General features: G+C 44.5%; 19 protein-coding genes. 8 read left to right on the plus strand and 11 right to left on the minus strand.

The annotated features are described in order from the left end of the window. Window positions 1-79: 79 nt before the first annotated feature. Complete coding sequence (locus tag ABD894_RS10005) at window positions 80-2,455, plus strand: OstA-like protein (protein ID WP_345210881.1); 2,376 nt, start codon at window positions 80-82, stop codon at window positions 2,453-2,455. A gap of 478 nt (window positions 2,456-2,933) precedes the next feature. Further along, window positions 2,934-4,625 carry a TlpA family protein disulfide reductase gene (locus tag ABD894_RS10010; protein WP_345210882.1) on the plus strand — a complete coding sequence of 564 codons (1,692 nt, stop codon included), beginning with the start codon at window positions 2,934-2,936 and terminating at the stop codon, window positions 4,623-4,625. Window positions 4,626-4,801: 176 nt separating this feature from the next. On the opposite strand, the gene ABD894_RS10015 is transcribed toward ABD894_RS10010, so the two are convergent. From ABD894_RS10015 to ABD894_RS10025, 3 genes are read right to left on the minus strand one after another with little or no spacing between them, the layout of a single operon-like run. Further along, a complete protein-coding gene (locus ABD894_RS10015) occupies window positions 4,802-5,395 on the minus strand; it encodes a hypothetical protein (RefSeq protein WP_345210883.1) in 594 nt (197 codons plus the stop codon). 11 nt (window positions 5,396-5,406) lie between these two features. After that, window positions 5,407-5,985, minus strand: a complete 579-nt coding sequence (locus tag ABD894_RS10020) for a non-canonical purine NTP diphosphatase (RefSeq protein ID WP_345210884.1) — start codon at window positions 5,983-5,985, stop codon at window positions 5,407-5,409. Window positions 5,986-5,993: 8 nt separating this feature from the next. Then, on the minus strand, window positions 5,994-6,578 hold the full coding sequence (locus ABD894_RS10025; RefSeq protein ID WP_345210885.1) for a hypothetical protein: 585 nt from the start codon (window positions 6,576-6,578) through the stop codon (window positions 5,994-5,996). 167 nt (window positions 6,579-6,745) lie between these two features. Between ABD894_RS10025 and ABD894_RS10030 the strand changes: the two genes are divergently transcribed. Together ABD894_RS10030 and ABD894_RS10035 are read left to right on the plus strand one after the other, a co-directional pair. Beyond that, window positions 6,746-8,167, plus strand: coding sequence for a peptidylprolyl isomerase (locus ABD894_RS10030; RefSeq protein ID WP_345210886.1), 1,422 nt, complete (start codon window positions 6,746-6,748; stop codon window positions 8,165-8,167). Between the two features lie 9 nt (window positions 8,168-8,176). After that, window positions 8,177-9,139 carry an AAA family ATPase gene (locus ABD894_RS10035; RefSeq protein WP_345210887.1) on the plus strand — a complete coding sequence of 321 codons (963 nt, stop codon included), beginning with the start codon at window positions 8,177-8,179 and terminating at the stop codon, window positions 9,137-9,139. Window positions 9,140-9,354: 215 nt separating this feature from the next. Here the strand turns inward: ABD894_RS10035 and ABD894_RS10040 are convergent, their stop codons facing one another. The 6 genes from ABD894_RS10040 to mutL all read right to left on the minus strand — a co-directional run bounded on the left by ABD894_RS10040 (window position 9,355) and on the right by mutL (window position 16,427). Beyond that, entirely contained in the window at window positions 9,355-10,224 is an 870-nt protein-coding gene (locus ABD894_RS10040) for a hypothetical protein (RefSeq protein ID WP_345210888.1), read from the minus strand. Between the two features lie 120 nt (window positions 10,225-10,344). Then, complete coding sequence (gene cysS, locus ABD894_RS10045; RefSeq protein ID WP_345210889.1) at window positions 10,345-11,805, minus strand: cysteine--tRNA ligase; 1,461 nt, start codon at window positions 11,803-11,805, stop codon at window positions 10,345-10,347. A gap of 94 nt (window positions 11,806-11,899) precedes the next feature. Further along, window positions 11,900-13,006: an endonuclease/exonuclease/phosphatase family protein gene (locus ABD894_RS10050; protein ID WP_345210890.1), complete on the minus strand. Its 1,107-nt coding sequence runs from the start codon at window positions 13,004-13,006 to the stop codon at window positions 11,900-11,902. Beyond that, window positions 12,996-13,820, minus strand: a complete 825-nt coding sequence (locus ABD894_RS10055; RefSeq protein WP_345210891.1) for a rhomboid family intramembrane serine protease — start codon at window positions 13,818-13,820, stop codon at window positions 12,996-12,998. The genes ABD894_RS10050 and ABD894_RS10055 overlap by 11 nt, the downstream gene beginning before the upstream one ends. An 18-nt stretch (window positions 13,821-13,838) precedes the next feature. Then, window positions 13,839-14,540, minus strand: a complete 702-nt coding sequence (locus tag ABD894_RS10060; RefSeq protein WP_345210892.1) for a rhomboid family intramembrane serine protease — start codon at window positions 14,538-14,540, stop codon at window positions 13,839-13,841. A gap of 27 nt (window positions 14,541-14,567) precedes the next feature. Then, window positions 14,568-16,427, minus strand: a complete 1,860-nt coding sequence (gene mutL / locus ABD894_RS10065; RefSeq protein ID WP_345210893.1) for a DNA mismatch repair endonuclease MutL — start codon at window positions 16,425-16,427, stop codon at window positions 14,568-14,570. Between the two features lie 133 nt (window positions 16,428-16,560). Here mutL and ABD894_RS10070 point away from each other — a divergent pair, with 133 nt between their 5' ends. From ABD894_RS10070 to ABD894_RS10080, 3 genes are all read left to right on the plus strand, one after another. Beyond that, a complete protein-coding gene (locus tag ABD894_RS10070; RefSeq protein WP_345210894.1) occupies window positions 16,561-18,378 on the plus strand; it encodes a serine hydrolase domain-containing protein in 1,818 nt (605 codons plus the stop codon). 596 nt (window positions 18,379-18,974) lie between these two features. Next, window positions 18,975-20,114: an N-acetyl-alpha-D-glucosaminyl L-malate synthase BshA gene (bshA, locus tag ABD894_RS10075; protein WP_345210895.1), complete on the plus strand. Its 1,140-nt coding sequence runs from the start codon at window positions 18,975-18,977 to the stop codon at window positions 20,112-20,114. A 56-nt stretch (window positions 20,115-20,170) separates the two neighbouring features. Then, window positions 20,171-20,653, plus strand: coding sequence for a hypothetical protein (locus ABD894_RS10080; protein ID WP_345210896.1), 483 nt, complete (start codon window positions 20,171-20,173; stop codon window positions 20,651-20,653). Window positions 20,654-21,230: 577 nt separating this feature from the next. Here the strand turns inward: ABD894_RS10080 and ABD894_RS10085 are convergent. Further along, window positions 21,231-22,370 (minus strand): lactonase family protein, encoded by a 1,140-nt coding sequence (locus tag ABD894_RS10085; protein ID WP_345210897.1) that lies wholly within the window; start codon window positions 22,368-22,370, stop codon window positions 21,231-21,233. A 75-nt stretch (window positions 22,371-22,445) separates the two neighbouring features. Further along, window positions 22,446-23,924, minus strand: coding sequence for a pseudouridine synthase (locus ABD894_RS10090; protein WP_345210898.1), 1,479 nt, complete (start codon window positions 23,922-23,924; stop codon window positions 22,446-22,448). A 235-nt stretch (window positions 23,925-24,159) separates the two neighbouring features. Between ABD894_RS10090 and ABD894_RS10095 the strand changes: the two genes are divergently transcribed. Further along, entirely contained in the window at window positions 24,160-24,927 is a 768-nt protein-coding gene (locus ABD894_RS10095; RefSeq protein ID WP_345210899.1) for a lytic transglycosylase domain-containing protein, read from the plus strand. The last annotated feature ends 136 nt before the right edge of the window (window positions 24,928-25,063 follow it).

Raw genomic sequence — 25,063 nt, forward strand, 5'->3', positions numbered from 1 at the left:
AGCCCGACAAAAAACTAATTTTGCCTACGTGAAAAAATGCCTTTTAAGCTTCTGTTTTATATTAGTGATGGGGACGGTTATGGCCCAGCAAAAAAAGTCGCAGGTGCGGCTCATCAAGTCCGACCGCAGCGAGGGCATTAAACGTAACGGTAAAGATGTAATAAAGGTTTACAACGGCACCTTTCAGCAGGATTACTCCATCCTGCGGTCGGATAGCGCCTATTTTTATCCGCAGGATAATGCCTTTGATGCCTTTAGCAATGTGAACATATCGCAGGGCGATACGCTTAATATTTTTTCGGATAAGCTGAACTATAACGGGAACACCAAAATTGCCATATTAACCGACAACGTTAAAATGGTAGATAAAGACGCCACGCTTACCACCAATTACCTTACTTATAATACGGCAGCCCGTATAGGTACTTACACCGGCGGGGGCAAGCTGGTAAATAAAGATAATACGCTTACCAGTAAGAACGGCTGGTACTTCGCGCAATCGCGCGATGCTTATTTCAGGTATGATGTGGTGCTGAATACTATCGACGCGCTGATTAAAACCGATACCCTTCGTTATAATAGCGGTACCCGAATCGCCTACTTTTACGGGCCTACCAATATTTATGGCAAGGCAAAAGATAAGGATACATTGTATACTGACAAAGGTTTATACAATACCGTTACCGAGCAGGCCTTTTTTAGCAAGAACAACTTGTACAAACAGGGCACCAAATCGTTAAAAGGCGATAGCTTGTTTTACGACAGGCTGGTGGGCTTTGGCAGGGCGGTTAAGCACATCACCTTTACCGATACCGAACAAAAGGTTACCCTGAAGGGCGATCTGGGTACTTATTATAAAAGCCAGGAACGCGCCGTGGTAACCGAAAATGCCTACGTTATTTTTATTACCGAGGAAAAGGACACCACTGCTACTGACACCACGGTAAAAGATGTACCGCTGCTTAAAAAAGACAGTACAGGCAAAGCGATAACGGATGCGGCCAAAGCTGCTGTACCCGCGGTTAAAGATGCCGCCAAGGCTGTTAAAAAGCCAGAACTGAAAACCACAGACAAAAGCAAAGCGATAGCTAAACCTACCATTACCATTGCGCCGCCAAAACAAAAAATGAAGGTAGATTCGGTATATATGAGTGCTGATACTCTCGAAACGCAGATAATGACCTACGGTAAGCTCAAAGCACTGAAGGAAAAGATGCGAACGGCCAACATGGGCGATACCATCGCCAAAAAGCCACAAAAGCCCGCCCCTATAGTATATAAAACATCGCCCAAACACCTCGACCCTGCATTGCAGGTAGGGATACGCCGCGATACCGGTGCCACTAATCCGTTATTGTTTGGTAAACCTAAACCGGTTGGTATTGATACCACTAAAAAAGGCCTGAAGAATATTGCCAAGATTGACCCTAAAAAGGCCAGGCAGGATAGTATTAACCGTGCCAATGAGCAAATGAAAACCGACCCGGTATATGCCAAAACTTTGGTAACACTAAGCGATACTGCCCGTGTGCGTACCATTATGGCTTACCATGATGCCAAGATCTTTAAAACAGACCTGCAAGCCAAGGCCGACTCTATATTCTTTAGCTACAGCGATTCAACCATCCGCTGCTATATTAACCCGATGCTGTGGACACAGGGTTCGCAACTATCGGGCGATACCATCGATTTGCAGATGAAGAATAAAAAGCTCGACAACATGGATATCTACTACAACTCCTTCGCGGTGAATGTAGAGAAAGATGATTCTGTGCACTTTAACCAGGTGGGTGGTAAAAAGATGCGGGGTTTCTTTAAATCGGGTAAGCTGGATGTATTGTTTGTCGACGGTAACTCGGAAACCATTTATTATAATCGCGATAGCACCACCAAACGCATTAAGGGTATAGAACGCTCGTTAAGTACGAGGCTGCGCCTGAAGATGAAGAACGGTGGGGTGTCGGTACTGGCTTTCCTGAACAAACCGGAAACACGTTACGCACCGCCACACTTATTTAAGGAGGACGACCGGATGCTGAAAAACTTTATATGGAAGCCTAAAGAGCGGCCTCTCTCCAAAGAAACCATCATTAACTCGTACAAGCGAAAGGCGGCCAACAGGGCTGCTGCCCGTGCCGCGGCGGCATCCAAACTACCACCACCGGGTAAAACCGCGCTGAAACAGGTAGGCGGCAGTAAAATGAGCGGTGATTCGTCCTTAAGAAATAAACCGGCCTTGCGCGACAGCACAAAAACCGACCCGGCCGATAAAGAAGAAGTAATTACCATTGATCCGGAAAAGGCCAACGTTAACCGCAACCGTGTTGCCGATGGCACGCTGAACACCGCGCCGGTAATATTACCAGCGGTGGTACAGCCGAAAGACACATCAAACGTAAAACAACCGGGCGCCAATCCGCCGGTTAAAAAGGATACTACAGGGAAGCAGAAGTAAACTATTCGCCTCACCCAACCCTCTCCATGGGAGAGGGCTTTAAGATGCCTCCTTCTCCGTCAGCAAATAGCTTCGGGCGAAAGCGGGCAGAACTTTTGGCGGCCAAGAGCGTAAAGGCGGGCATAGGAGCTTGTTGCATGTGGGGAAGGAATGAGCGGCGGGGCAAAAGTTCCAGCCCTCAGTTCTGCCCGCTTTGCAGCGCAGAGGCCATGTGCGGCAAGAAGCCTTTTGCTGGACAAGGGTTTATTCGCTGTTGTTTTTTATAGGTGCTCATGAGATCGCTTCGCTCAGTCTGTTACTTTTGCCCTCAAAAGTAATGGGGCACTGCGCCCAAGAGCAGACTTACGTTGATACCAGTACAATCCACAATTAAGTAGATGGTTTTGCATATATCAATAACAACTTCTTTAAAGATCAACGCTACATCCTTGCATCATCACATTAAATCCCCATCTTTATGGCATAATAACCTATTATAATGCCCCAAAATAAACCCTTCTTTTTACTGATCAAGTTAAACATTACAGCGGTGTTACTAATTCTGACGATCGGTTCCGTCTTTGCTCAAACATCTAACAATGTTATCATAAAGGGTTATATCCCCGGTTATACAAAGTTGGATAAGAAGGTTTATATAGATAAGTTTTTGTCGTTGCGGTACAATTTGCCAACAGGTTCAGAAGACAAGGTATATGCCAAAATAAAACCCGATGGCTCGTTTCAGTTTTCGTTTTATGTGCTGAAAACACAAAGTATTTATATCACTTTGGGAGCGAGCGGATACTACACCATGGCTGTTGTTGAGCCGGGGGCATCTTTAAATTTAAAGCTACCGGTTCGCAAAATCACGCAGGCTTATGAGGGTTATCCCAACCCGCATTATCAGCCCGATTTTACCAAGCCATTTTATGGCAAAGGGGCCGAGATACAAAATGAGATTTCACGGCTTTACGAAAGCTTGGGCAAACTGGTAGTTGCCGATACGATAAGAATAGATGAGGACAAGCTAAACACTGCATTGGCGGAAGTGCCAGCACTATTGAAAACTATTGATCAGTTTAAAACAGGTGGTGCGAATGCCAAACCGGCAGCAACGGCAAAACCCTCGCTTAAGGCAGGTAATGCTGATGCGAGACTTATGGATGTCCCGCTAATGCTAAAAAATACAGGCATCAATAACGCTGGAAATCAGGAGATCAACCTACACGACTGGGCGGTATCTTATTTATCTTACAAGCTTATAGCCAAAGCTATTATAAACGCCAACAATAGCGGAAAGCCTTTGGATTACCGTAAGATCAAATTTCCGCATAGCAATTATCAGAGCAGCGAGTTTTTTTACGCGGCAGAAAGAATGCAGGATCTTTTACCTGGATATGTAGAAAAAGAGATCATGAAAGCCAGGATCATGAACAACCCGCACCTCGTTTTAAACGCTTACGAAACAGAACTTGTTAACAAGTTTTTAGAGAACAGAACCGATAAGCGCGATTCGGTAGAGCTGGCCGTTATTGAAGACCGGTTCAGAAAAAAACCGAAAGCGATGGACGCGGCCGATTCTATCACCTGCTCCATTACCTGCAATTACTATAAAGCTACCCTGCCGCCCGAGTTGAGCGATATTGCCATCGGGAACACCATTAAAGGATATTACCTTTCTCCTTTCATAAAAGCGGAAGCACCGCAATTGCTCAAAAAAATTAATAATCCGGCTGTTGCGGCTTATGTTAAAGCTAACGTGCTCCGTGCAAAAACACCCGCTAATATATCTTACACCAAAGCAACAGAATCAGATATGATAAAGCTGCTGGTGAAAAAGTATCCGGGTAAAGGCATTTATATTGATCTTTGGGCAACCTGGTGCGCCCCATGTCGCGATGAGTTTACTTACTATCCGCAGTTGATAGATAAGTTTGGCGATAAGGTGGCCTTTGTTTTCCTGTGTAACAGATCGCCCGAGCAAACCTTTAAAGAAATAATAGCGAAGCTCCCTTTTAAAGCCGAACATTACTTTTTAAATACCGAACAAAACGCCACGCTATTTAAAGAATTCAACGTAAGCGGTATTCCCCACTACATTTTTATAACCAAAGAAGGCAAGATCATCAACAAGTTCAAGCGCCCCTCAAGCACCGAAAATTTATACCGGGATATTGAAGCGGAGATGTAAGAGATTCAATTGCCAGGTTTCAGGCTTGGGGTTCCGGGTTTAAGTAATACTTTACATAGCTTTAAGTCGCAAACATCGTTGCAGTTATAGTTGCTCTGTTAGCTGAAGTTATATCACCTTTGTGTTATGACCTTTAAAAGAGGGGTTACGCTGGATGAGATGAATTATTAGATTTCTCAATATACAATGCACCCTTTCTCTTTATGAAATACGCTTTGTGGAGTTTTCTCAATTAATCCGCTTTTGTTAAATTTAAGATATACCGATTCTTTTGTTATCGGGCAATTTATAAAGTGTGTTAACAATAGTTCATATCCCTGATCTGTTACCTTGTAAGTGCCGCCACGAGTGTCATTGTCAATCTCAAGACCATCTGACAAGCCGATTAACAGGGCTTCTTCAATATTATCAACGGGGCCAATAAATTTTTTCAAATCATCAGCGTTGTTAACGTAGATTACCTTCCCATCGTTAACATAAGTAATATATTTATAACACAATAAAGGAGCGCATCCAACAAATAAACCCGGACCCGGATCTTTGAATTTTAATGATTTTGGTTTTTCTCCTACTTGATATATAATATCAATTTTATCAGAGCTTGATGCAAAATGCCCCTCTGCATAACACCAATAGTCACATTTCTTAAATGGGATTATATTTTTAACAAGTCTATTAACATCCCTTAATTCCTGAGGTATTTTGTTGTACCCATTTGAACAGGAGATCAAACCAATGAAAATTAAAAAGAGTAATGATCTTTTAAACATTGTAAGTTTAGTTACACCTTATTCAAAAACGCGATCAATCCATCCATCGCTTTTGCCCGGTGGCTGATGCGGTTCTTTTCTTCCATGGTCATTTCGGCAAAGGTGATGTTGTATCCATCGGGTTGAAAAATAGGGTCGTAACCAAAACCGCCCTCGCCGCTTACTTCATAACGAATGGTGCCTTCTACCGTTCCTTCAAAAAAATGTTCCTCACCGTTCCACAGTAATGAAATCACCGTGCGGAAACGTGCTTTACGGTTAGGGGTATCACCAAGGCCTTCCAATACCTTTTTTATGTTGGCCGCATGATTGCCGTGTTCGCCCGCGTAACGTGCCGAGTATACGCCGGGCTCAAGGTTGAGGGCATCAACTTCCAGTCCGCTATCATCACCGAAACAGTTAACATGGTACTTGTTATAAATGTGGTGGCTTTTTATTGAGGCATTTGCGCTGAAGGTAGTACCGGTTTCTTCAATATCATCGTGGCAGCCAATATCATCAAGGGTAAGCAGTGCTATTTGTCCGTTGATTTTAGCGGCCACTTCATCAAGTTTGTGGCGGTTATTGGTTGCAAAAACTAATTGCTGCATAGTATTATTTAGAAGTTTTTCACTTGTTCCCAAAACGCTTTTTTATAGTCGTTATTGGTCATCATCTCGTTAAAACTAAAAGTTAAAAGGGCAGGTATGCCGTTAATGGTTTCCGGCTGGTTCAGCGTAAGCGGCGCAATTGCTGCCGGCATGGCCGTTTGCCCAAGTACCAATAACTTTTTAGGCTTAAAAAACGCGCTGAGTTCGGTAATGGTTACCCCTGGATATTTGGCCAGGTTGGTCACTATCACGTCTTCCATGGTAAGGGCCTTGCGTTTTATGGTATTTTCCAGCGCGGATAAATGCTCGGCCTGCATAAAATCGGCATCGGCGTAGTTAACCAGTATTAAAAAGCGTTGTTTGTTGCGGCCGAGGTACTTAAACACTGGTTTAGGCGTTTCAATTACCGGTTGTGGTACTGCAATGGGTTGTTTAACTTCTTCAGCAACAGGAGGGGCAACGGCCGCGGGTTCGGTAACAGGCTCAGTTATGGATTCGCTTTTAGTTTGCACATAGCCTTGCTTGTCGGTATTTAACAGGTAAATATCGTCATCAAGTATAAAACGAAAAGCGGCCGGGTTTTCAACTTTCACTTTAACAATTTTTAACAAAAGTAACTAAACGGTTTGATGCTTTATCGGCATATTCGCATAATATATAGCCGGTAATTTATTTGTGCTGCTATAATTGATAAATTTTACCGAAATTCGGACTTTTTACGGAACAGCTATCCGTAACATAATTAGCATTTTAAAGATACATGAGAAAGATAGGGACAGTAGTTTTAACATTGATTTTATTCATCACTGCCAGCGCGCAAGCACAGCAGGACAGTACCGTTAAACCTGCCGCGGTTAAAGAGAAAGTACGTATGCTGGATAATATTGCCGGCGTAGTGGGCAACAGCCCCATACTGCAATCAGATATTGAACTGCAATACGCGCAGTTTTTAATACAGGGTAACGCCCCTAATGCTGATGTTAAATGCCAGATACTGCAAAGTTTACTAAGCCAGAAATTGCTTGTACAACAAGCCGTTATTGATAGTGTGCAGGTGAAAGACGAAGATGTTGATAACGAGGTTGATCGCCGTATGCGCGGTATGATACAACGCGCCGGCGGACAAGACAGGCTGGAAGGTTTCCTGGGCCGTACCGTTATTCAGTATAAAGACGAGATTCGCAGTGATATTAAAGAGCAGATGATAGCGCAGAACATGCGTAGTAAGATCATCGAAAAACTGAATGTTACCCCGCAGGATGTTAAGGCTTATTTCGAAAACATCCCTAAAGATAGCTTACCTACTTACAACAAAGAAGTTGAAGTAGGCGAGATCGTATTTCAGCCTAAGCTGACCAAGGAAGAGAAATCACTATACAAGCAAAAAGCCGAAGACCTGCGTACCCGTATCAAAAACGGTGAAGACTTCGCGGCTTTGGCACGTTTATACTCGCAGGATCCGGGTTCGGCGCCTGAAGGTGGTGATCTGGGTTTTTCAGATCGCAGCTCCTTCGTAAAAGAGTTTTCGGCAGTAGCGTTTAAATTGAAGGCCGGCGAAATTTCACCGGTATTTGAAAGCGATTACGGTTTCCACTTTTTACAGGTACTGGAGCGCCGCGGTGAGCAGGTGCACACCCGCCACATACTGATAGTCCCTGTAACTACAGAGGCCAGTTTGGAAAGGGCTAAGCACATGGCCGATAGCGTTTACACCATTTTACAGAAAGATAAAAAGATAGATTTTTCGGCAGCGGCAGCTTACTACTCTGACGATAAAGAAACCAAATACAACGGCGGTATGATGCTGAACCTTGATAACGTTCAAACCCGTACTACCCATATCCCTACCGATAAGTTAGACCCGCAGGTAGCCCTGGTGGTTGATACCATGAAGGTTGGCGCTACAGCTGCCCCGCAAGTATTTACCGAAAAAGAAACCGGTAAAAAATCATACAAGATCTTATACCTTAAATCGGTTACCGACGCGCACAAGGCCAGTTTGGAAACAGATTTCCCGAAACTGAAAGAAGCTACTTACGATGCCAAGGTGAACCGCACCATAAGCGAGTGGTTTGAAAAAAGACGTAAAGAAACCTACATCAGGGTTGACGAAAACTACTTATCTTGTCCGCAGCTGAAAGGATGGCCATCGGCTGCCATTACAGCGCAAACCAAACCGTAATAATACAATATGCAGTATACCTCTGATGTGGAAGCGGCCGATGCCCTTGGGCAGGCCTACAAGAAACTACGTGCCGAAATTGGCAAAGTAATTATTGGCCAGGATGAGGTTATTAAATATGTGCTGATATCGATATTCAGCAACGGACACTCGCTGCTGGTAGGTGTACCGGGTTTGGCTAAAACGCTGCTGGTACAAACTATAGCGCAGGCGCTCGATCTGGATTTTAAACGCATACAGTTCACTCCCGACCTGATGCCTTCGGACATTATAGGTTCGGAGATATTGGGTGAAGACCGCAACTTTAAATTTATACCCGGCCCGGTGTTTTCAAACATCATACTGGCCGATGAAATAAACCGTACACCGCCTAAAACACAGGCCGCTTTGTTAGAGGCCATGCAGGAGAAAGCGGTTACCGCGGCCGGTGTCACTCATAAACTGGCACAGCCATTTTTTGTACTGGCTACCCAAAACCCGATAGAACAGGAAGGTACTTATCCGCTGCCCGAAGCACAACTGGACAGGTTTATGTTTAACGTAACGCTAAACTACCCAAGCTTTGCCGAGGAATTACAGGTAGTAAAAAACACCACCAGTACTTTACAAACAGAAGTACACCGTGTATTAAACGCCCAGCAGATCATTTATTTTCAGCAACTGGTACGCAATATCCCCGTGGCCGATAATGTGCTTGAATACGCTGTAAAACTGGTTTCAAAAACCCGTCCCGACAGCGAGTTTGCCACACCGCAAATAAAAAGGCTGCTTAACTGGGGCGCGGGCCCGAGGGCATCGCAATTTTTGGTGCTTGGCGCCAAATGCCACGCGGTGATCAACGGCAAGTATTCGCCTGATATAGAAGATGTGCAGGCCGTAGCCAAACCCATCCTCAGTCACCGCATAGTTCGCAGCTACCACGCCGAAGCCGAAGGATTATCGGCTAATGATATTATTCAACAGCTTTATTAGTCATTGTTTTAGTCATTACTTTAGTCATTGTGGCATTAGGTCATTAATGGGGTATTGGATATAGTCATTGGCAATGTTCTAAATAGAGAAAGGGTTCTGATAAGATCAGAACCCTTTCTTGTTATAAATTATTATGGCTTTCTCGTCGAACAATAGTCAATGCCTAATGACCAACAAAGCCAATGACATAATGCCCCATTGACACAATGACCAAATTATTCATTTTCAACTGCCGAGAATATTTCCAGCAGGATGTTCCATTTGAAATCTTTGTCTATTTCCCAAATGCGTACGTAGTTGAAGCTGCTTACTATGTTACCTTTTTTGATGCGGGCTTTACCGTAGCTGTAAGCTAAGTCGTTGCTGGTTGAGCGGCCTGCGTTGGTGGTTTCGGCGGTGATGCTGATGGCTTCGTTGGCTACGAAACGCATAATGCGGTCTGTACCGGTCATCGGCTCAAAACCCGGGAAATAATAACGGCCTTCCGGACTTAAAAATTCTTTATAGCTGCCAACGGTAGAACGGGTAAGCGCCGCGTTGAATGATTTATCGGTATCAATAATGATCTTCTTACCGTTGAAAGGGTCTTTACTTGCCGCTATCACTTTAGCTGAATCGGGTTCTTTAAAATCTATAGTAACCTCTTTTTCCGGCTCAGGGTGTTGTATACCCAGGTTAAGTAACAGCTTTAATTTGCCTTCGGTATCGGCACGCCATACGGATACGTACTCGCCATATACCTTATCTTCTTCTTTTTTACCGTTTTGGTAAGTGTAAGGGCCGGCAGTAAACCCCAGATCGCCATTGGCAGATATGCGGGCAAACTTAGGCTCTGATTTTAAAACACCCGGTTGCTTGGCTATGTTGGCGTAAAAGTCTACTATTTTAACCGCGTCGGGTTTAAATACAATACCTTCAACATCGGCAACGGCTAAAAAACCATCTTTAATACCTTTACGGGCAACTATTTTGTTGAAGTTTTCTTCGGCGTCAACAACAGTTTTAACTTCGGCAGCCTTTTTTTGCGCGAAGGTTGCAGTACTTACTCCTATTAAAATAACAGCGGCGGATAATATTTTTTTCATGTTAGTGATGTGTGCAAGGCAATGTAAATCAAATTTATTGCCTGGTTGTATTAGGGATTAACCTGTTTTTAAACGTACTAAGGTAATATTAATTATATGGTGTGTTAATTCATATCCATTCTAAATTTTGCTCCAGCTGGTGCCTTCTTTACCATCCTTTAGCTGAATGCCTACTTTTTGCAATCCATCACGTATCTTATCAGATGTGGCATAGTCGCGGTTGCTTTTGGCTTCGTTGCGCAGTTTCACTATAAAATCAATTACGTTTGGCAGCTCATCGTTACCGGCCTGCTCATCTTTTAAACCCAGCACATCCAACACAAAAGTGTTCATCATGCTTTTAAGCAAGTCGAGATTTTCGGCATCTATTTTCAGCTTGCCATCTTTTACGGAGTTGATAACACGCGAAGCCTCAAAAAGTTCGGCAATAAGTACCGGACTGTTAAAATCATCGTTCATGGCCTCATAGCAACGTTCAATAAGCGGTGCTATCTGCACCTCGGTACTGCCCGATGGTTGCAATTCATTAAGTAACGAGAAAGCGTTCATCAGCCTTTTAAAGCCTTTTTCTGATGCTTCCATGGCCTCATTACCAAAATCGAGCGTACTGCGGTAATGCGCCTGCAACATAAAGAAGCGCACCATCATAGGGCTGTAAGCCTTGTTAAGGATATGGTTATTACCCGAAAAAAGCTCGTGCGGCAAAAAACTGTTCCCTAACGATTTCGACATTTTTTGCCCGTTAACGGTAAGCATGTTGGTATGGATCCAGTAATTAGCCGGGTTTTTACCGCACGATGCTACGTTTTGAGCTATCTCGTTGGTATGGTGGGTAGGGATCAGATCGAGCCCGCCGCCGTGAATATCAAACTGGTCGCCCAGGTATTTATGGCTCATGGCCGAACATTCCAAATGCCAGCCCGGGAAGCCGTTGCCCCATGGCGATGGCCATTGCATCAAGTGCTCGGGCTTGGCTTTTATCCAAAGGGCAAAATCAAGCTTGCCATGTTTTTCCTGCTGACCGCCCAGCGCACGGGTATTGTTCAGCATATCATCAAGGTTACGGCCGCTTAGTATGCCATAATCTTGTGTAGAATTGTATTTCTCCACATCAAAGTAAACCGAACCGTCAACTTCGTAACCAAAACCGCTTTTCAGTATAAGTTTTACCAGCTCTATCTGCTCAATAATGTGGCCGGTAGCGGTAGGTTCAATGCTTGGCGGTAAAATATTAAGCAACGCCATCACCTCGTGGAAACCAACGGTGTACTTTTGTACAATCTCCATAGGTTCCAGTTTGGCCAGCTTGGCTTTCTTTGATATTTTATCTTCACCTTCATCTGCATCACCTTCAAGGTGACCGGCATCGGTAATATTACGTACGTAACGCACCTTATACTCCAGGTGAGTAAGGTAACGGAAAATAAGGTCGAATGATATATAGGTACGACAATTGCCCATGTGGGCATCGCTGTAAACTGTAGGACCGCAAACGTACATGCCCACGTGTGGCGCGTTCAGCGGTTTAAATTCTTCTTTCTTTCTTGTAAGGGTATTATAAACAAATAAATTTTGTTTCATGTGCGCAAACTTACGAAACCCCCTCTAAATCTTGCCAAAGGGTGCTTACTTTTTATACTCATATTATAAAAGTGCCCTTCTGTTGGCCGGAGGTTTACTTTAACAATAATTCAGTATATAACGGATAATGGTCTGATAATTTTTTCTCGATGATGCGGTAAGCCGCCACTTCAAACTGCGGGCTCGCCATAATATAATCTATCTGGTAGTTAGGGAAATTCCCGTTGTAGGTACGCCCCAAACCGGCTCCCTTTTCGCGGAACGCGTTTTTTAAGCCCTTACACATTTGATTTACCGCGAACGATGATGGCGTATCGTTAAAATCGCCGGCTATGTAAAACGGGTAGGTACATTGCGCGGTGTGCTCGCGTATGGTAAATACCTGCTTGCTGCGTTTAATAAATGCCTGCTTTAGTTTGCTGCCTAAGCGACGGCTGGCGCGTAAACTGGTTTTGCCTTTTTGCGATATGGTATCGAGGTAACGATAATCGACAGGATCAAACCTGATGGATTGCAGGTGCACGTTATATACCCTGAATATCCGGTTATTTCTTTTTACATCTACATAAAGGCACTGGTTATCGCTCAAATCGTTCACCAGCTTAATGAGGCCGGTTTTTATTATAGGGTATTTTGAGAAGATAGCCATACCGATAGCCTCCTGGGCGCTTGAACGGAAAGGCTCAAAATAATAATGGCTGCTGTTCATCAGCTTCTTCATAGAGTCTATCATGGCATACTCCCCATGGGCGCGGGTATAAAACTCCTGAAAGGTGATAATATCCGGCTGTTGCGCTTCTATCAGCTTAAGCATGTTGTGCTTGGTAACTACATCGTTTTGGTAGCCGAAGGGTTTAAAATCGTGCACGTTGTAGGTCATTACCTTTATGGCACCGGGCTGCGGTTTACTATCGCCCGAAAAACGGAAGCCTATATTATTGAACAATACATTATACCCAACGAGTATACTAATGAGCGACAGGGCGAAATATATGCGCTTGCGCAATACCCAGTAAATAATTAAGATGATATTGAGCAGCAACAGCGGCGGGTAAGCCAGCCCGAAAAACGCGATGATCCAGTTGCTTGATGGGTTAACAACAGGCGCCAGGTAACTTAAAAGCAATGCGCCGCATAACAGATAGTTTATCCATAAAAAGAAACGATCAATAAAGGGTAACTTCTTTTTTTTATCCTTCATCCTTGCTGGCCCGAGATAATACTTCCTTTTCCTGCTTGTTCAGGCTATCATAGCCCGATTGCAAAATCTTATCCAATATACGGTCAATTTCCTCCTGCGGGGGGTACGAGGTTGTATTTTTTTCGAAATTCCGTGAAACTACCTTCAGTTTGGGGCGTGGTTTAAACAGGTTACTGATGGCGCCAAGCCAGTCGGTACCGTTTTGCAGGCTTTTAATATAAGCAAAACCAAGTATGGCACCGCCAAGGTGGGCTATCTTTTCGCCCGCGTTTGCGCTGTTATAATTAATAAGGTCGGCAACTATGTAAACTACCACCAGCCATTTTAATTTAACGTTGCCAAAAAGTATCAGTTTTATTTCAAAATTTGGGGCGAGGGTTGCTGTACCTACTATAATAGCCAGCAGCGCCGCGATGCCGCCCGGTATAGCGGCGTTGCTTAAAAAAGCAGTATGAGTTATTAAAGGCACCAGGTAATAACAGGCCGAATACAGCGCCGCGCCCGCAAGGCCGCCCATTATGTACAAACCTACTATGCGTTTGTAGCCTAAAAAATCTTCAAATACGGTGCCTATCCAGTACAGCCAAAGCATATTGAATATGATAGCCAATATGCCCACATGCATAAACATGAAGCTTACAGGCGTCCATAAATGGGATGATAGGATGGCCACATCGGGCGAAAAAGCCAGGTATGCGCTAACACGCGGGACAAGGCTACTCAATAAAAAAACAAAAACGTTAATACCGATCAGGTAATACAGTTTACTGCCGGTGCTTTGAATTTTATAAGTAATATTTTGCCAGAGTGTCATGGTTTATACACAGGTAATTTAGTACATATTATTTGAACTTCTGTAACCCCATATTTTAAGCAGGATGAAGCCAAACAGCGCACCACCAATATGTGCAAAGTGAGCAACAGAGTCATTTTGAAAACGTCCGAAACCCGAAAAAAGTTCTATTGCCATGTAACCTGCAACAACATATTTTGCTTTTACAGGCACCGGGATGAAAAGAATAAGCAATTCAGTATTAGGGAACAGGTAAGCAAATGCAAGCAATACACCAAAAACAGCACCTGAAGCACCTAAAATAGGTGTTCGGTAAATATCTGTAGCTGTTTGAACCGCGTCTTGGCTTAGCATAGCCGTGGGGTCAACATTTGCGATGCTGAACGAACCGATAGCCGCGTGTAACTCAATCGCCTGCACAGCCATGTGCAACGCCAATGCACCAAGACCGGTTATAAAATAAAACTCAACAAAGCGTTTTAAACCCAATACCCTTTCAATGGTAGAACCAAACATAACCAGCGCCAGCATATTAAAGAAAATGTGGCCCAGGCTGCCATGCATAAACATATAAGTTATGGGCTGCCAGGCTTTAAAAAGTGGGGCAAGCGGATAAAATGCAGAAAGCCTCGCTGTAAGTTCTAATCCCGGTAGGGTATATGTGGCTATAAAAAATATGATATTGATGATCAGCAGGTTTTTTATTACCGGCGGTATATTAGCTAAGGGCGATTGCATCATCTTGTTATTCAGGTTTAAGCCTGTCGGCTATTTTTCAAATCGTTCAAAAAGTTCGTTCATTGTAAATGTACTGATTACAGGCTTACCGTTCAAGGCCAGGTTAGGCATTTGACAGGCAAAAAGCTGGTCTATCAGCAAGTTCATTTCTTCTAAAGATAATTTGGTGCCGGCTTTTATGGCGGCGTTGCGCGCCAGCGAACGGGCAAGGTTATCGCGCTTATTTAACTTTAAAATAGCCTGGTTGTTTTTAAATCCTTCCAGTAAATGTTCCAGCAGCTCGTGCTCGCCCACGTTGTTGAGTTCGGCGGGGATACCTTCAACTACCACGGTGTTCTTACCAAACTCCCTGATGTCGAAACCCAGCGCGCGAATATCGGGCAAAAGCTCTTTTAATAACTCAAAATCGGCACTGTTTAGTGTGACAGATTGCGGGAAAAGGCTCTGCTGGCTCACGCCCGAATGGTTTTGCAATTGTTGTAAAAAGCGTTCGTACAAAATGCGCTCGTGCGCGGCTTGCTGACTGATCAGCATAAAGCCCGATTTTATTTGCGACAGGATAAAACGGTTATGGATCTGGAACAATTGCCTTTCACTGCTTTTGTTCACCTCCTGCTCATCTACCGAAATGCTTTTTTCTTCGTGCAGTTCGTGCTGTACGTCGGCAGTTTCCCGTTTGGCTATCTGGTACAGCGTATCCCAGTTTTGAGGGATTGGGTTAGCACGCCTTTCGGCCGAGTTACGCATGAATGAGGTTTCCCTGTCGGCCCGTTTTTCGCCCGCGAAGGGGTTAAAATCGGGGTTGAAGGCGATGGTTGGCGCTACTATCTCATCCAAAGGTTTTTCGGTGATCAGGTGACCGATACTGTTCTCCTGGTCGAAATCTAAAGTAGGCGTAATATTATATTTACCCAGCGAGCGTTTTACCGCCGAACGGATAATGGCGTAAATAGCTTTCTCGTCCTGGTATTTAATTTCGGTTTTGGTAGGGTGTACGTTGATATCGATCTTTGCCGGATCGATATCGATAAACAGCACATACAGCGGAAAGCTTTCATCGGGCAGCAATTCTTCAAAAGCTGTCAGCACCGCGTGATTTAAATAAGCATCGCGTATGTAGCGGTTATTTACAAAAAAGAACTGCTCGCCGCGGGTTTTACGGGCAAACTCGGGCTTGCCAACAAAGCCGTGCAGCTTTATAATGGTGGTATCTTCTTCAACAGGTACTAAACGCTGGTTGTAATTGTTACCAAAAAGGTGTATAATACGCTGTTTCAAAGCTGATGCAGGTAGGTGGTATACCTCCTGCCCATCGTGGTGCATGGTTAAAAACACCTGCGGATTAGCCAGTGCCACACGTTGAAATTCGTCGATAATGTGGCGCATCTCCACCGGGTTGCTTTTTAAAAAGTTGCGGCGGGCGGGCGTATTGTAAAACAGGTTTTTTACGGCGATGGATGTACCCGTATTAGTTGAACATGGCTCCTGGCTAATCACTTCCGAACCTTCAATGTTGAGGCAAGTGCCCAGTTCATCCTCGTGGCGGCGGGTTTTTAACTCCACCTGTGCAATAGCGGCAATAGAAGCCATAGCCTCCCCGCGAAAACCCATGGTGCGTATGGCAAACAGGTCGTCGGCCTTGCGTATTTTTGAGGTGGCGTGGCGCTCAAAGCTCATGCGGGCATCAGTAAGGCTCATGCCGCAGCCGTTATCAATAACTTGTATTAGTGATTTTCCGGCATCTTTAAGTATCAGCTGTATTTTATCGGCACCGGCATCTATGGCATTCTCCACCAATTCTTTTACCGCTGATGCAGGGCGCTGCACCACCTCACCGGCGGCAATTTGATTGGCAACGGCATCAGGTAAAAGCTGTATGATATCTGGCATTAAAAAAAATTCCCTTCTATTTCTATTTCGGCGCTAAATTAATTATTTAGAGGCATAACTTTACGGTTTACTGATTGTAATAAAAACTACAGGTTAAACATTAAGAAACAAAAAATATCGTTAGTTAGTACGTATGAGAAAAAATAAGTATGGTTATGTGCCTTTAGTGCTGTTGTTATTTGTATTGTTTAACTCGGCCTGCGCGCAAAACCCGCCCATGACCGCTATGGCCTACCTTAAAGAGGAAACAACCGTAGAAAATTCCATCGTACTGCTTAATAACGAACAGCAAACTGTTCCGCTGCAAAAGCTTGATGAGGTGAAAATAGCCAGCATCAATTTCTCCAATACGTATAACGTAGCCTTTGATAGCCTGCTTACCAGGTATGCCAAAGTGCAGCAATTTAAGGGAACCGATTATCTCGGCCCTAAAAATATCAATACGCTGGCGCTCGATCTGAAATTTTATAACACCCTCATTATACAGGTAACCGATATCGACCTCAATAATCCACAGGTACTCGGCTTTATTAAGGCCAACCAAAAAATAAAGAACGTAGTGGTAGCGCTTTTTGGCAATGGCAACTCGCTTGCCCTGCTGGAAGATTTTACCAGTCCGATATTATGGTCGGAACAGGTTACGCCGGTATCGTCATCTGTTATGGCGCAGGCTATTTTCGGCGGGGTGCCTGTTACACAAAAGCTTAGCCGTACGTTTTCGGCAAGGTATAGCGCCAATATGGGTTTTACTACACAAAAAACGCGGCTGCAATACACCATCCCCGAAGCGGCGGGTATCAACTCCAATAATTTAACCGGTATTGATAACATCGCTAAAGAAGCCATGCTGCAACATGCTACTCCGGGCTGTGTGGTATTGGTGGCTAAAGATGGCAAGGTGGTATTTAACAAGGCTTACGGTTACCATACCTATGAGGCTGAAATGCCCGATAAGATAACCGACATTTTCGATCTGGCATCGGTAACTAAAATAAGCGCCACCACCATGCAGGTAATGCGTTTGTATGATGAGGGGAAGATCAGTCTCGATTCAACCATGGGCAGCTATATTCCGCTGGCTCGTGCCACTAACAAAAATAATATTACCGTGCGCGAACTGATGCTGCACCAGGCCGGACTGGTGCCTTACATACCGTTTCACGACCGTATAAAACCAACCGACCACAGCAGCGATTCATCGGCAATGTACCCAACCAAGGTGGCCGATAATTATTTTGTGCGGAAGGATTACTATAAAGATGTGATGCTGCCCACCATGCTGAAAACAGGTTTGCGTACCCGCGGTCAGTATGAATACAGCGATTTGAGTATGTACTTTATGAAGGAGATAGTTGAAACCATCACCGCCGAACCGCTGAATGTTTACGTGCAGGATCAGTTTTATAACAAGCTGGGGATGCAAACCGCGGGCTTTTTACCACGCAACCGTTTCAGTATAGATCAGATAGTGCCTACGGAGGATGATACCTATTTCAGACATACCCTGTTAGATGGTTACGTGCACGATCAGGGTGCGGCATTGGCAGGTGGGGTATCGGGGCATGCCGGTTTGTTTGCCGGGGCTAATGATATCGCTATTTTAATGCAAATGATGCTGAACAAAGGTAACTACGGTGGTGTGCAGTACTTGAAACCCGAAACGGTAGAAATGTTTACATCAAAACAATCACCGGTTAGTCGCCGCGGATTGGGTTTCGACCGTTGGGATCCTATTGCTACCCGTCATTACCCATCAGAGCTGGCCTCCGACCAAACCTTTGGCCACACCGGCTATACCGGTACCTGCGTATGGGTTGATCCTAAATATAACCTTGTTTATATATTCCTATCCAACAGGGTTTACCCCAAAGTAACCGACAAGCTATCGAACCTCCGCATCAGGGGCAGGATACAGGATGTGGTGTATCAGGCGATAGAGAAAGGATTGTAAAGCTATTCTTCTCACTGTCATCCTGAGCGGAGCGAAGGATCTATTGACGTTTTGTTCTTTATATAGGAATGGTAGTGCTTTTGTATGGCAATGAAGATTTTACCACAGAGTGCGCGGAGGTTTGCACGGAGTTACACAGAGATTTTTCTGTATGCTGTTTTAAAACATCCCGCAGTCGCTGCGGCTTTAGCCGAGTGACGACTATTACGCGGCGTCCCGCCGCACACGCTATTGAAAACTTTGGCAACTTTTTAAAAGTTGCCAAAGTTGAGTTCAAAGATTGCGGTCTGTTAAGGACGTAGTGTCCTCTATGTCGTAGAGGACTCACCCGATCTACGCTTCGCTGGATCACCCTCTCTGAGCTTTGCTCAAAGAGGGTGTAAAAAAATTGAAGGCGCCCTGTACACGCAGCAGAGAAGGATGTCGGGCGAAGCCATGGCGTGGGCGAGTTTCTCCGTCGTATAAGTTTTACATACGGGTAACACATTTACCATAAATTGCTGTTAAACTTGCACCGGTAATTACCTAATGTGCTTAGCTAATTTTTTGATGCACAGTATTACTTCAGAACCACTTAAAAAAGAACAGTCATATTAATGAAAATAGGAATTGTTTGTTATCCAACCTTTGGCGGTAGCGGGGTTGTTGCAACAGAATTAGGCAAGGCCCTTGCCGAACGCGGTCATCAGATACACTTTGTAACTTACAATCAGCCCGCCCGGCTCGATCTGTTTTCTGAAAACCTTTTTTACCACGAAGTAGCGGTTTCAAAGTACCCGCTGTTTGATTTTCCACCTTATGAACTGGCCCTGGCCAGCAGGTTGGTTGATGTGGTAAGGTTTGAAAAACTGGACATACTGCACGTACACTACGCTATTCCGCATGCTTCGGCGGCGTTTATGGCCAAGCAGATATTGGCAACTTACGGCATCAACATACCGTTTGTTACCACGCTGCACGGTACCGATATTACCCTCGTAGGTAAAGATCGTACTTACAGCCCGGTGGTAACGTTCTCCATCAATAAATCTGATGGGGTAACGGCTGTATCGGAGCATTTGCGTAAGGATACTTTCGAGTTTTTTGATATCGAGAACGAGATCAGGGTGATCCCGAACTTTATCGATCTTAACCGTTTCAGCCTGAAAGCCAAAGACCACTTTAAGAAAGCCATAGCCCCGGCAGGCGAAAAGATACTGGTGCATACCTCCAACTTCCGTAAGGTAAAACGTACCGAAGATGTAGTGAAGATATTTGCGCAGGTAGTAAAAAAGATTCCATCGAAACTGCTGATGGTAGGGGATGGTGGTGAACGCTCTGTTTGTGAGCAGCTGGCGCGCGATTTGGGAATTGCCGATCACGTACGCTTTTTAGGTAAGCAGGATGCTATTGAAGAGATTCTGTCGGTATCCGATCTATTCCTGATGCCTTCGCAATCGGAAAGTTTTGGTTTGGCTGCTTTGGAAGCGATGGCCTGTAAAGTACCGGTAATCAGTACCAATGCAGGTGGTTTGCCGGAATTGAATGTTGATGGCGAAACTGGCTTCTTGCGCGATGTAGGCGATGTTGACGGCATGGCCGAAAGGGCGATATACATGCTGGAAGACGACGAGCGGTTAGCGCAGTTTAAAGAAAACGCCCTTGCCCGTGCAAAGGTTTTCGACCTGGCTAACATACTGCCACTGTACGAAAACTATTACCGTGAGGTAATTGAACGCAGCGGTTCGCAGTTATAAATATTAAACCTTTTACTAATATTGCTGTTTAATATTCAAATAATACACAAAAAGCCATGAAAAAGATATTTCAATATGCTCTTGCAGTTTTAGCCGTTACGTTTGTATTGTCGGCTTGCTCAACTACCAAAAACGCCACTTCAAGCCATGTAGCACGCGATAAGTTTGTGAATACATGGGTGCTAAATACAGTAACCTACGAAGGTGGTTTACTTTCAAACGCGGTACAAAACGTATTTGACCAGGCCCCGCCAAGCGCGTTTGTAGGCAGCGTATGGAAACTGACCAACAGCGGTAACGGTATTTACACCCTGGCCGATGGTACATCACAAACCATTTTCTGGTCTGTTTATAACGGCGGTAGTACAGGTACACAGTTTCAATTTAAAAAGATATACGAAGGTGATAAAGCCAAAAACGTAACCGAGGGTTACCGTTTAGATATCGGCTCGGCAACAGGCTCAACTCTGATACTGAAATCGCCGGTTCCTATTGGTACTCAAACAGGGTATGTAGTTTATTCGTTCACCAAAAAATAATTGATTATTCCTTCGGAATAAAAACAAAAAAGGCTTGCAGAAATTTCTGCAAGCCTTTTTTGTTTAGAAGTAAGAATAAAGATGCAAGAGTCAGGATCCTTGAATCAGGATTCTTGTGTTTGAAACCCGCGTTATTTAAAACCCGCGTCATTGCGAGGAACGAAGCAATCTCGTCGCGTTCTTCTGCTTATTTCAAGGCTTGTACTGTATTAACGTTAGCCTGCTCTTGGGCGCAGGCCCCATTACTTTTGAAGGCAAAAGTAACATACTAAGCGAAGCGATCTCATGAGCACCTATAAAAAACAAACAAACAGCGAATAAACCCTTGTCCAGCAAAAGGCTTCTTTGCCGCACATGGCCTCTGCGCTGCAAAGCGGCCAGAACTTGGGGCTGGAACTTTTGCCCCGCCGCTCATATCCCCACCCACATGCAACAAGTTCACTATGCCGCCTTTGCGCTCCGGGCCACCACAGTTCTGCCCGCTTTCACCCGAAGCTGTTTGCTGACGGATAACTTCGTACCACGCTTGGGTTGCACCCAGGCGCCGTCTTGTTTCTTGATTCCTGAATCTTATCTCTTACTTCGCTGCTGTTGCCGAAGCAAATTTCAAACACACCGGGTTACCCGTATTTACGGGAGCGCCGAATACATTTAATTTACCCGTTGCTTTGTCTATTTTAAAAGTGATAATGTTATCGCTGTTTTGGTTGGCTACCAGCAGGAAGCTACCGGTGGGGTCAATAACGAAGTTACGCGGGCCTTTACCGTAGGTAGATGTGCGTGCTACAAAGGTAAGCATACCTGTTTCCGGGGCGATGGAATATACTACAATGTCGTTAGCCTCGCCGCGGTTTGATACATACAGGAATTTGCCATCGGGCGATACGTGGATATCCGCAGCGCCAACTCCGCCTTTAAAACCATCGGCCAGCATGGTGATAGATTGTGTTTGCTTTAATTTGCCGCCGTTATAATCAAATACGGTAACATTAGCAGTCATTTCCTGTATCAGGTACATATGCTTTTTATCCGGACTAAAATCAAAATGCCTTGGGCCGCTGCCTGCGGTTACGCTAACAGATTCGGGCGATGCCGGTGTTAAAGGTGTTTTGTCTGAACTATGGTAGCGGAAGAGGTTTAGCTTGTCTGTTCCCAAATCGGTATAGAACAGATATTTGCCATCGGGCGTTAAGGCCGACATGTGCGCGTGCGGGCCTTCCTGGCGGCTTTTGTCAACGCCGGTGCCTTTGCCTTGTATGGTTTGTGTAACAGGCTGTATGGAGCCGTCTTTAGCCAGTGGGAGCACAGTAACGTTGCCGCTGCTGTAGTTGGCTGTAAAAATGTTCTTGTTATCTTCATCAATCGATACAAAGCAGGCCGAAGCCCCATTAGTTTTTTGCTTATTGATAAAGGTTAGCTGGCCGCTTTTAGGGTCGAAGCCGTAGGCGCTTACTTCGCTGTCGTCATTTTCGCTTACCGCGTACACATATTTATTGTCGTTTGATACACACAAGTATGATGGGTTGCTTACTTCTACCTCGTTCAGGTACGCCAGCCGTCCGGTTTCCGCGTAAAAACGGTATACTGATATGCCCTTGCTTTTACCGCTGGTATAACTGCCAACAATAAGATCGAAAGTTTTTGGGCCTTTCTTTTTATCCTGCGAATAACCAAGCACCGGGGAGAGCAGTGCCAATATTAATAGTACTTTTTTCATTAACAGATAAATTTAATATTAATGCAAGGTAACAAAATCAACAAAAAAATGCCCCGTTTTAGCGGGGCATTTATGTTATATCAAATGTTTTAATTGTATCACTTCTTTCTCATCGAGGTAGCGCCAGCGGCCACGCGGAAGGTCTTTTTTGGTAAGGCCTGCGTATACTACACGGTCAAGCTTTACTACCTCATAACCCAGGTGCTCAAATATACGGCGCACAATGCGGTTTTTACCGCTGTGTATCTGTATACCTATTTCGCGTTTGGTACCACCTTGTACGTAAGAAACCGAATCGGGCTTAATTAAACCATCTTCCAGCTCCAAACCGAAGGCTATTTTGTTAAGGTCGCCCTGTACTAAGTTTTTGCTTAGTTCAACCTGGTAAAGTTTAGTAATGTTACTGCGCGGGTGTGATAACTTGTCGGCAAGGTCGCCATCGTTTGTCATTAGCAATAAACCGGTAGTGTTACGGTCTAAACGGCCAATAGGGTAAATGCGTTCTTTGCTGGCTTTATCAACCAGGTGCATCACCGTACGGCGCTCATGAGGATCGTCGGTAGTGGTGATGTAATCTTTCGGTTTGTTCAATAAAACGTAAACGTTCTTTTCGCGTTTCAGGGTTTCGTTGTTGTAACGAACTTCATCCTTCATCGGGTCAACTTTGTGGCCCAATTCAGAAATTACTACGCCGTTTACCGAAACTACGCCTGCTTCAATCAGCTCATCAGCCTTACGGCGAGAGCAGATACCTGCATTGGCTATATAACGGTTAAGCCTGATAAGGCCCGAGTCTTTTGCTTCAACCTTTTTAGGGTTACGGCTGCGCATAGTTTTTCCGGGCGCGTCGCTTGCTGGTTTGTCAGCTGATCTTGCCGGACGATCTGTGTCTGTCGCTTTGCTGTATGGCCTGTCTTTAAAACCACCTTCGCGTTTTTTAAAGCCACCGTCTGCATCAGCCGGTCTGCGGTTAAATTTCTTTTCGCCGCTATCACTGTTACCAAAGCTCTTTTTAGGCCTGTCGAAACTCTGGCTTCTGCCGCGAGATTCAAAAGGTTTTCTGTCGGCACCTTGCTCGCCGCCTTCAAAACTTCTTTTTGGGCGGTCGGTATCGCTTGGCCGGCCGGTATACGGTTTGCTGCGCGATGCTGATCCGAAAGGTTTTCTGTCGGCACTTTGTTCGCCGCCAAAACTTCTTTTAGGCCTGTCGCCATCTGCTGTTGGCCTGCCGTTATACGGCTTGCTGCGCGATGTTGATGAAAAAGGCTTTCTGTCGCCTGAGTCACTTCCAAAACTTCTTTTCGGACGGTCATCTGCGCTTTTTGCCCTGCCTGAATATGGTTTGCTACCCGTTGACGAGAAAGGTTTCCTTTCGCCCGGTGTATCATTATCAAACTTTTTGCGTGGATTGTAACTATTTGCACTATCAGCGGAAGCAGACTTACCGCGTGAAGAGGTTGATGACCTTTTAGTAGCATCATCACCCCTTGAGTGACTTTTGGGTGATCTTGTGGATTTGTCGTCGCGACTGTTCCGTGGTTTTTTAAATACCATAATTTTTTGTTTAACGCTATCTCAGCGAGGGGAACAAAGGTATGCTAAAAAACTGAATTTCACAACTTTTTATATCGGCTCAAAAACAGTGATTTTCAGCCTTTAAAAGCCGTTTTTTTGGGGCTTAAAAATGGCCCAAAACACTAAGTAAAAGGTAAGTATTTGATAATGTGATTTATATAGCGTACATTTGCGGCAAGTTTTACATATTGTATAATAAATGATAAAAAAAGAAATGACAAAAAAACACTTAATTACGTGCTCCGTAATGCTGGTGGTAGTAATCATTTCAAGTTTTGATCTTTGTGATGCAACGGCTGTTAAACGGTCAAACAGCACTCGTTCTATTTCAAAATTTGTATCAACAAACACAAAAGACGAAAGCGATGAATTAAATTTCGCTGAAGAGTTTTTACCGGTTAACGACGAAAGGGTAACACGCAAAATGCATTATTCATTAAAAATGCATTCTTACTCAAAAGTTCAATCTAACATACTGCATAACAAAGCAGTAAAGTTATTCCCCATTATTGAGCCAATCCTGAAGTACTACGGTATTCCTGACGATTTCAAGTACATTCCGCTGGTTGAAACAGGTTTGCGCGAAGGCACATCGCCGCGAGGCGCGAAAGGGTTATGGCAATTTATGCCCGGTACCGCGCGTACCTACGGCTTAAAGGTGAGCAGAAAGAAGGATGAGCGTATGAACGTACGTAAATCAACCATCGCCGCATGTAAGTACATAAAGGAATTATATGGCGAATTTAACAGCTGGACGCTTGCCGCCGCCGCTTACAATAATGGTTCTATTAAATTAGAAAAAGCAATAAACAGGCAAAATGAGGACAATTACTTCCGCATGCGCCTTAACCGCGAAACCGGCTCGTACGTTTACAAGCTGATAGCGATGAAAGAGGTAATACAAAACCCAAAGAAGTACGGTTACAAAGAAGAATACTATAGCTACTCGTTTAAGAGCCTGCCGCTATTAGCATTCAATTAATACCTGCATTATTTACGGAGCACATTTTTGGCCGGTCTTCTGGAATGGAAGACCGGCCTTTTTTATGTATATTTGCAAAAAATATTAGCAAATTGTAGCCCGTATAAAAACCATGCTGCATTTGCCGGGTTAAATA

The sequence above is a fragment of the Mucilaginibacter gynuensis genome (assembly GCF_039541195.1).
GTDB classification, from domain to species: Bacteria; Bacteroidota; Bacteroidia; order Sphingobacteriales; family Sphingobacteriaceae; genus Mucilaginibacter; species Mucilaginibacter gynuensis.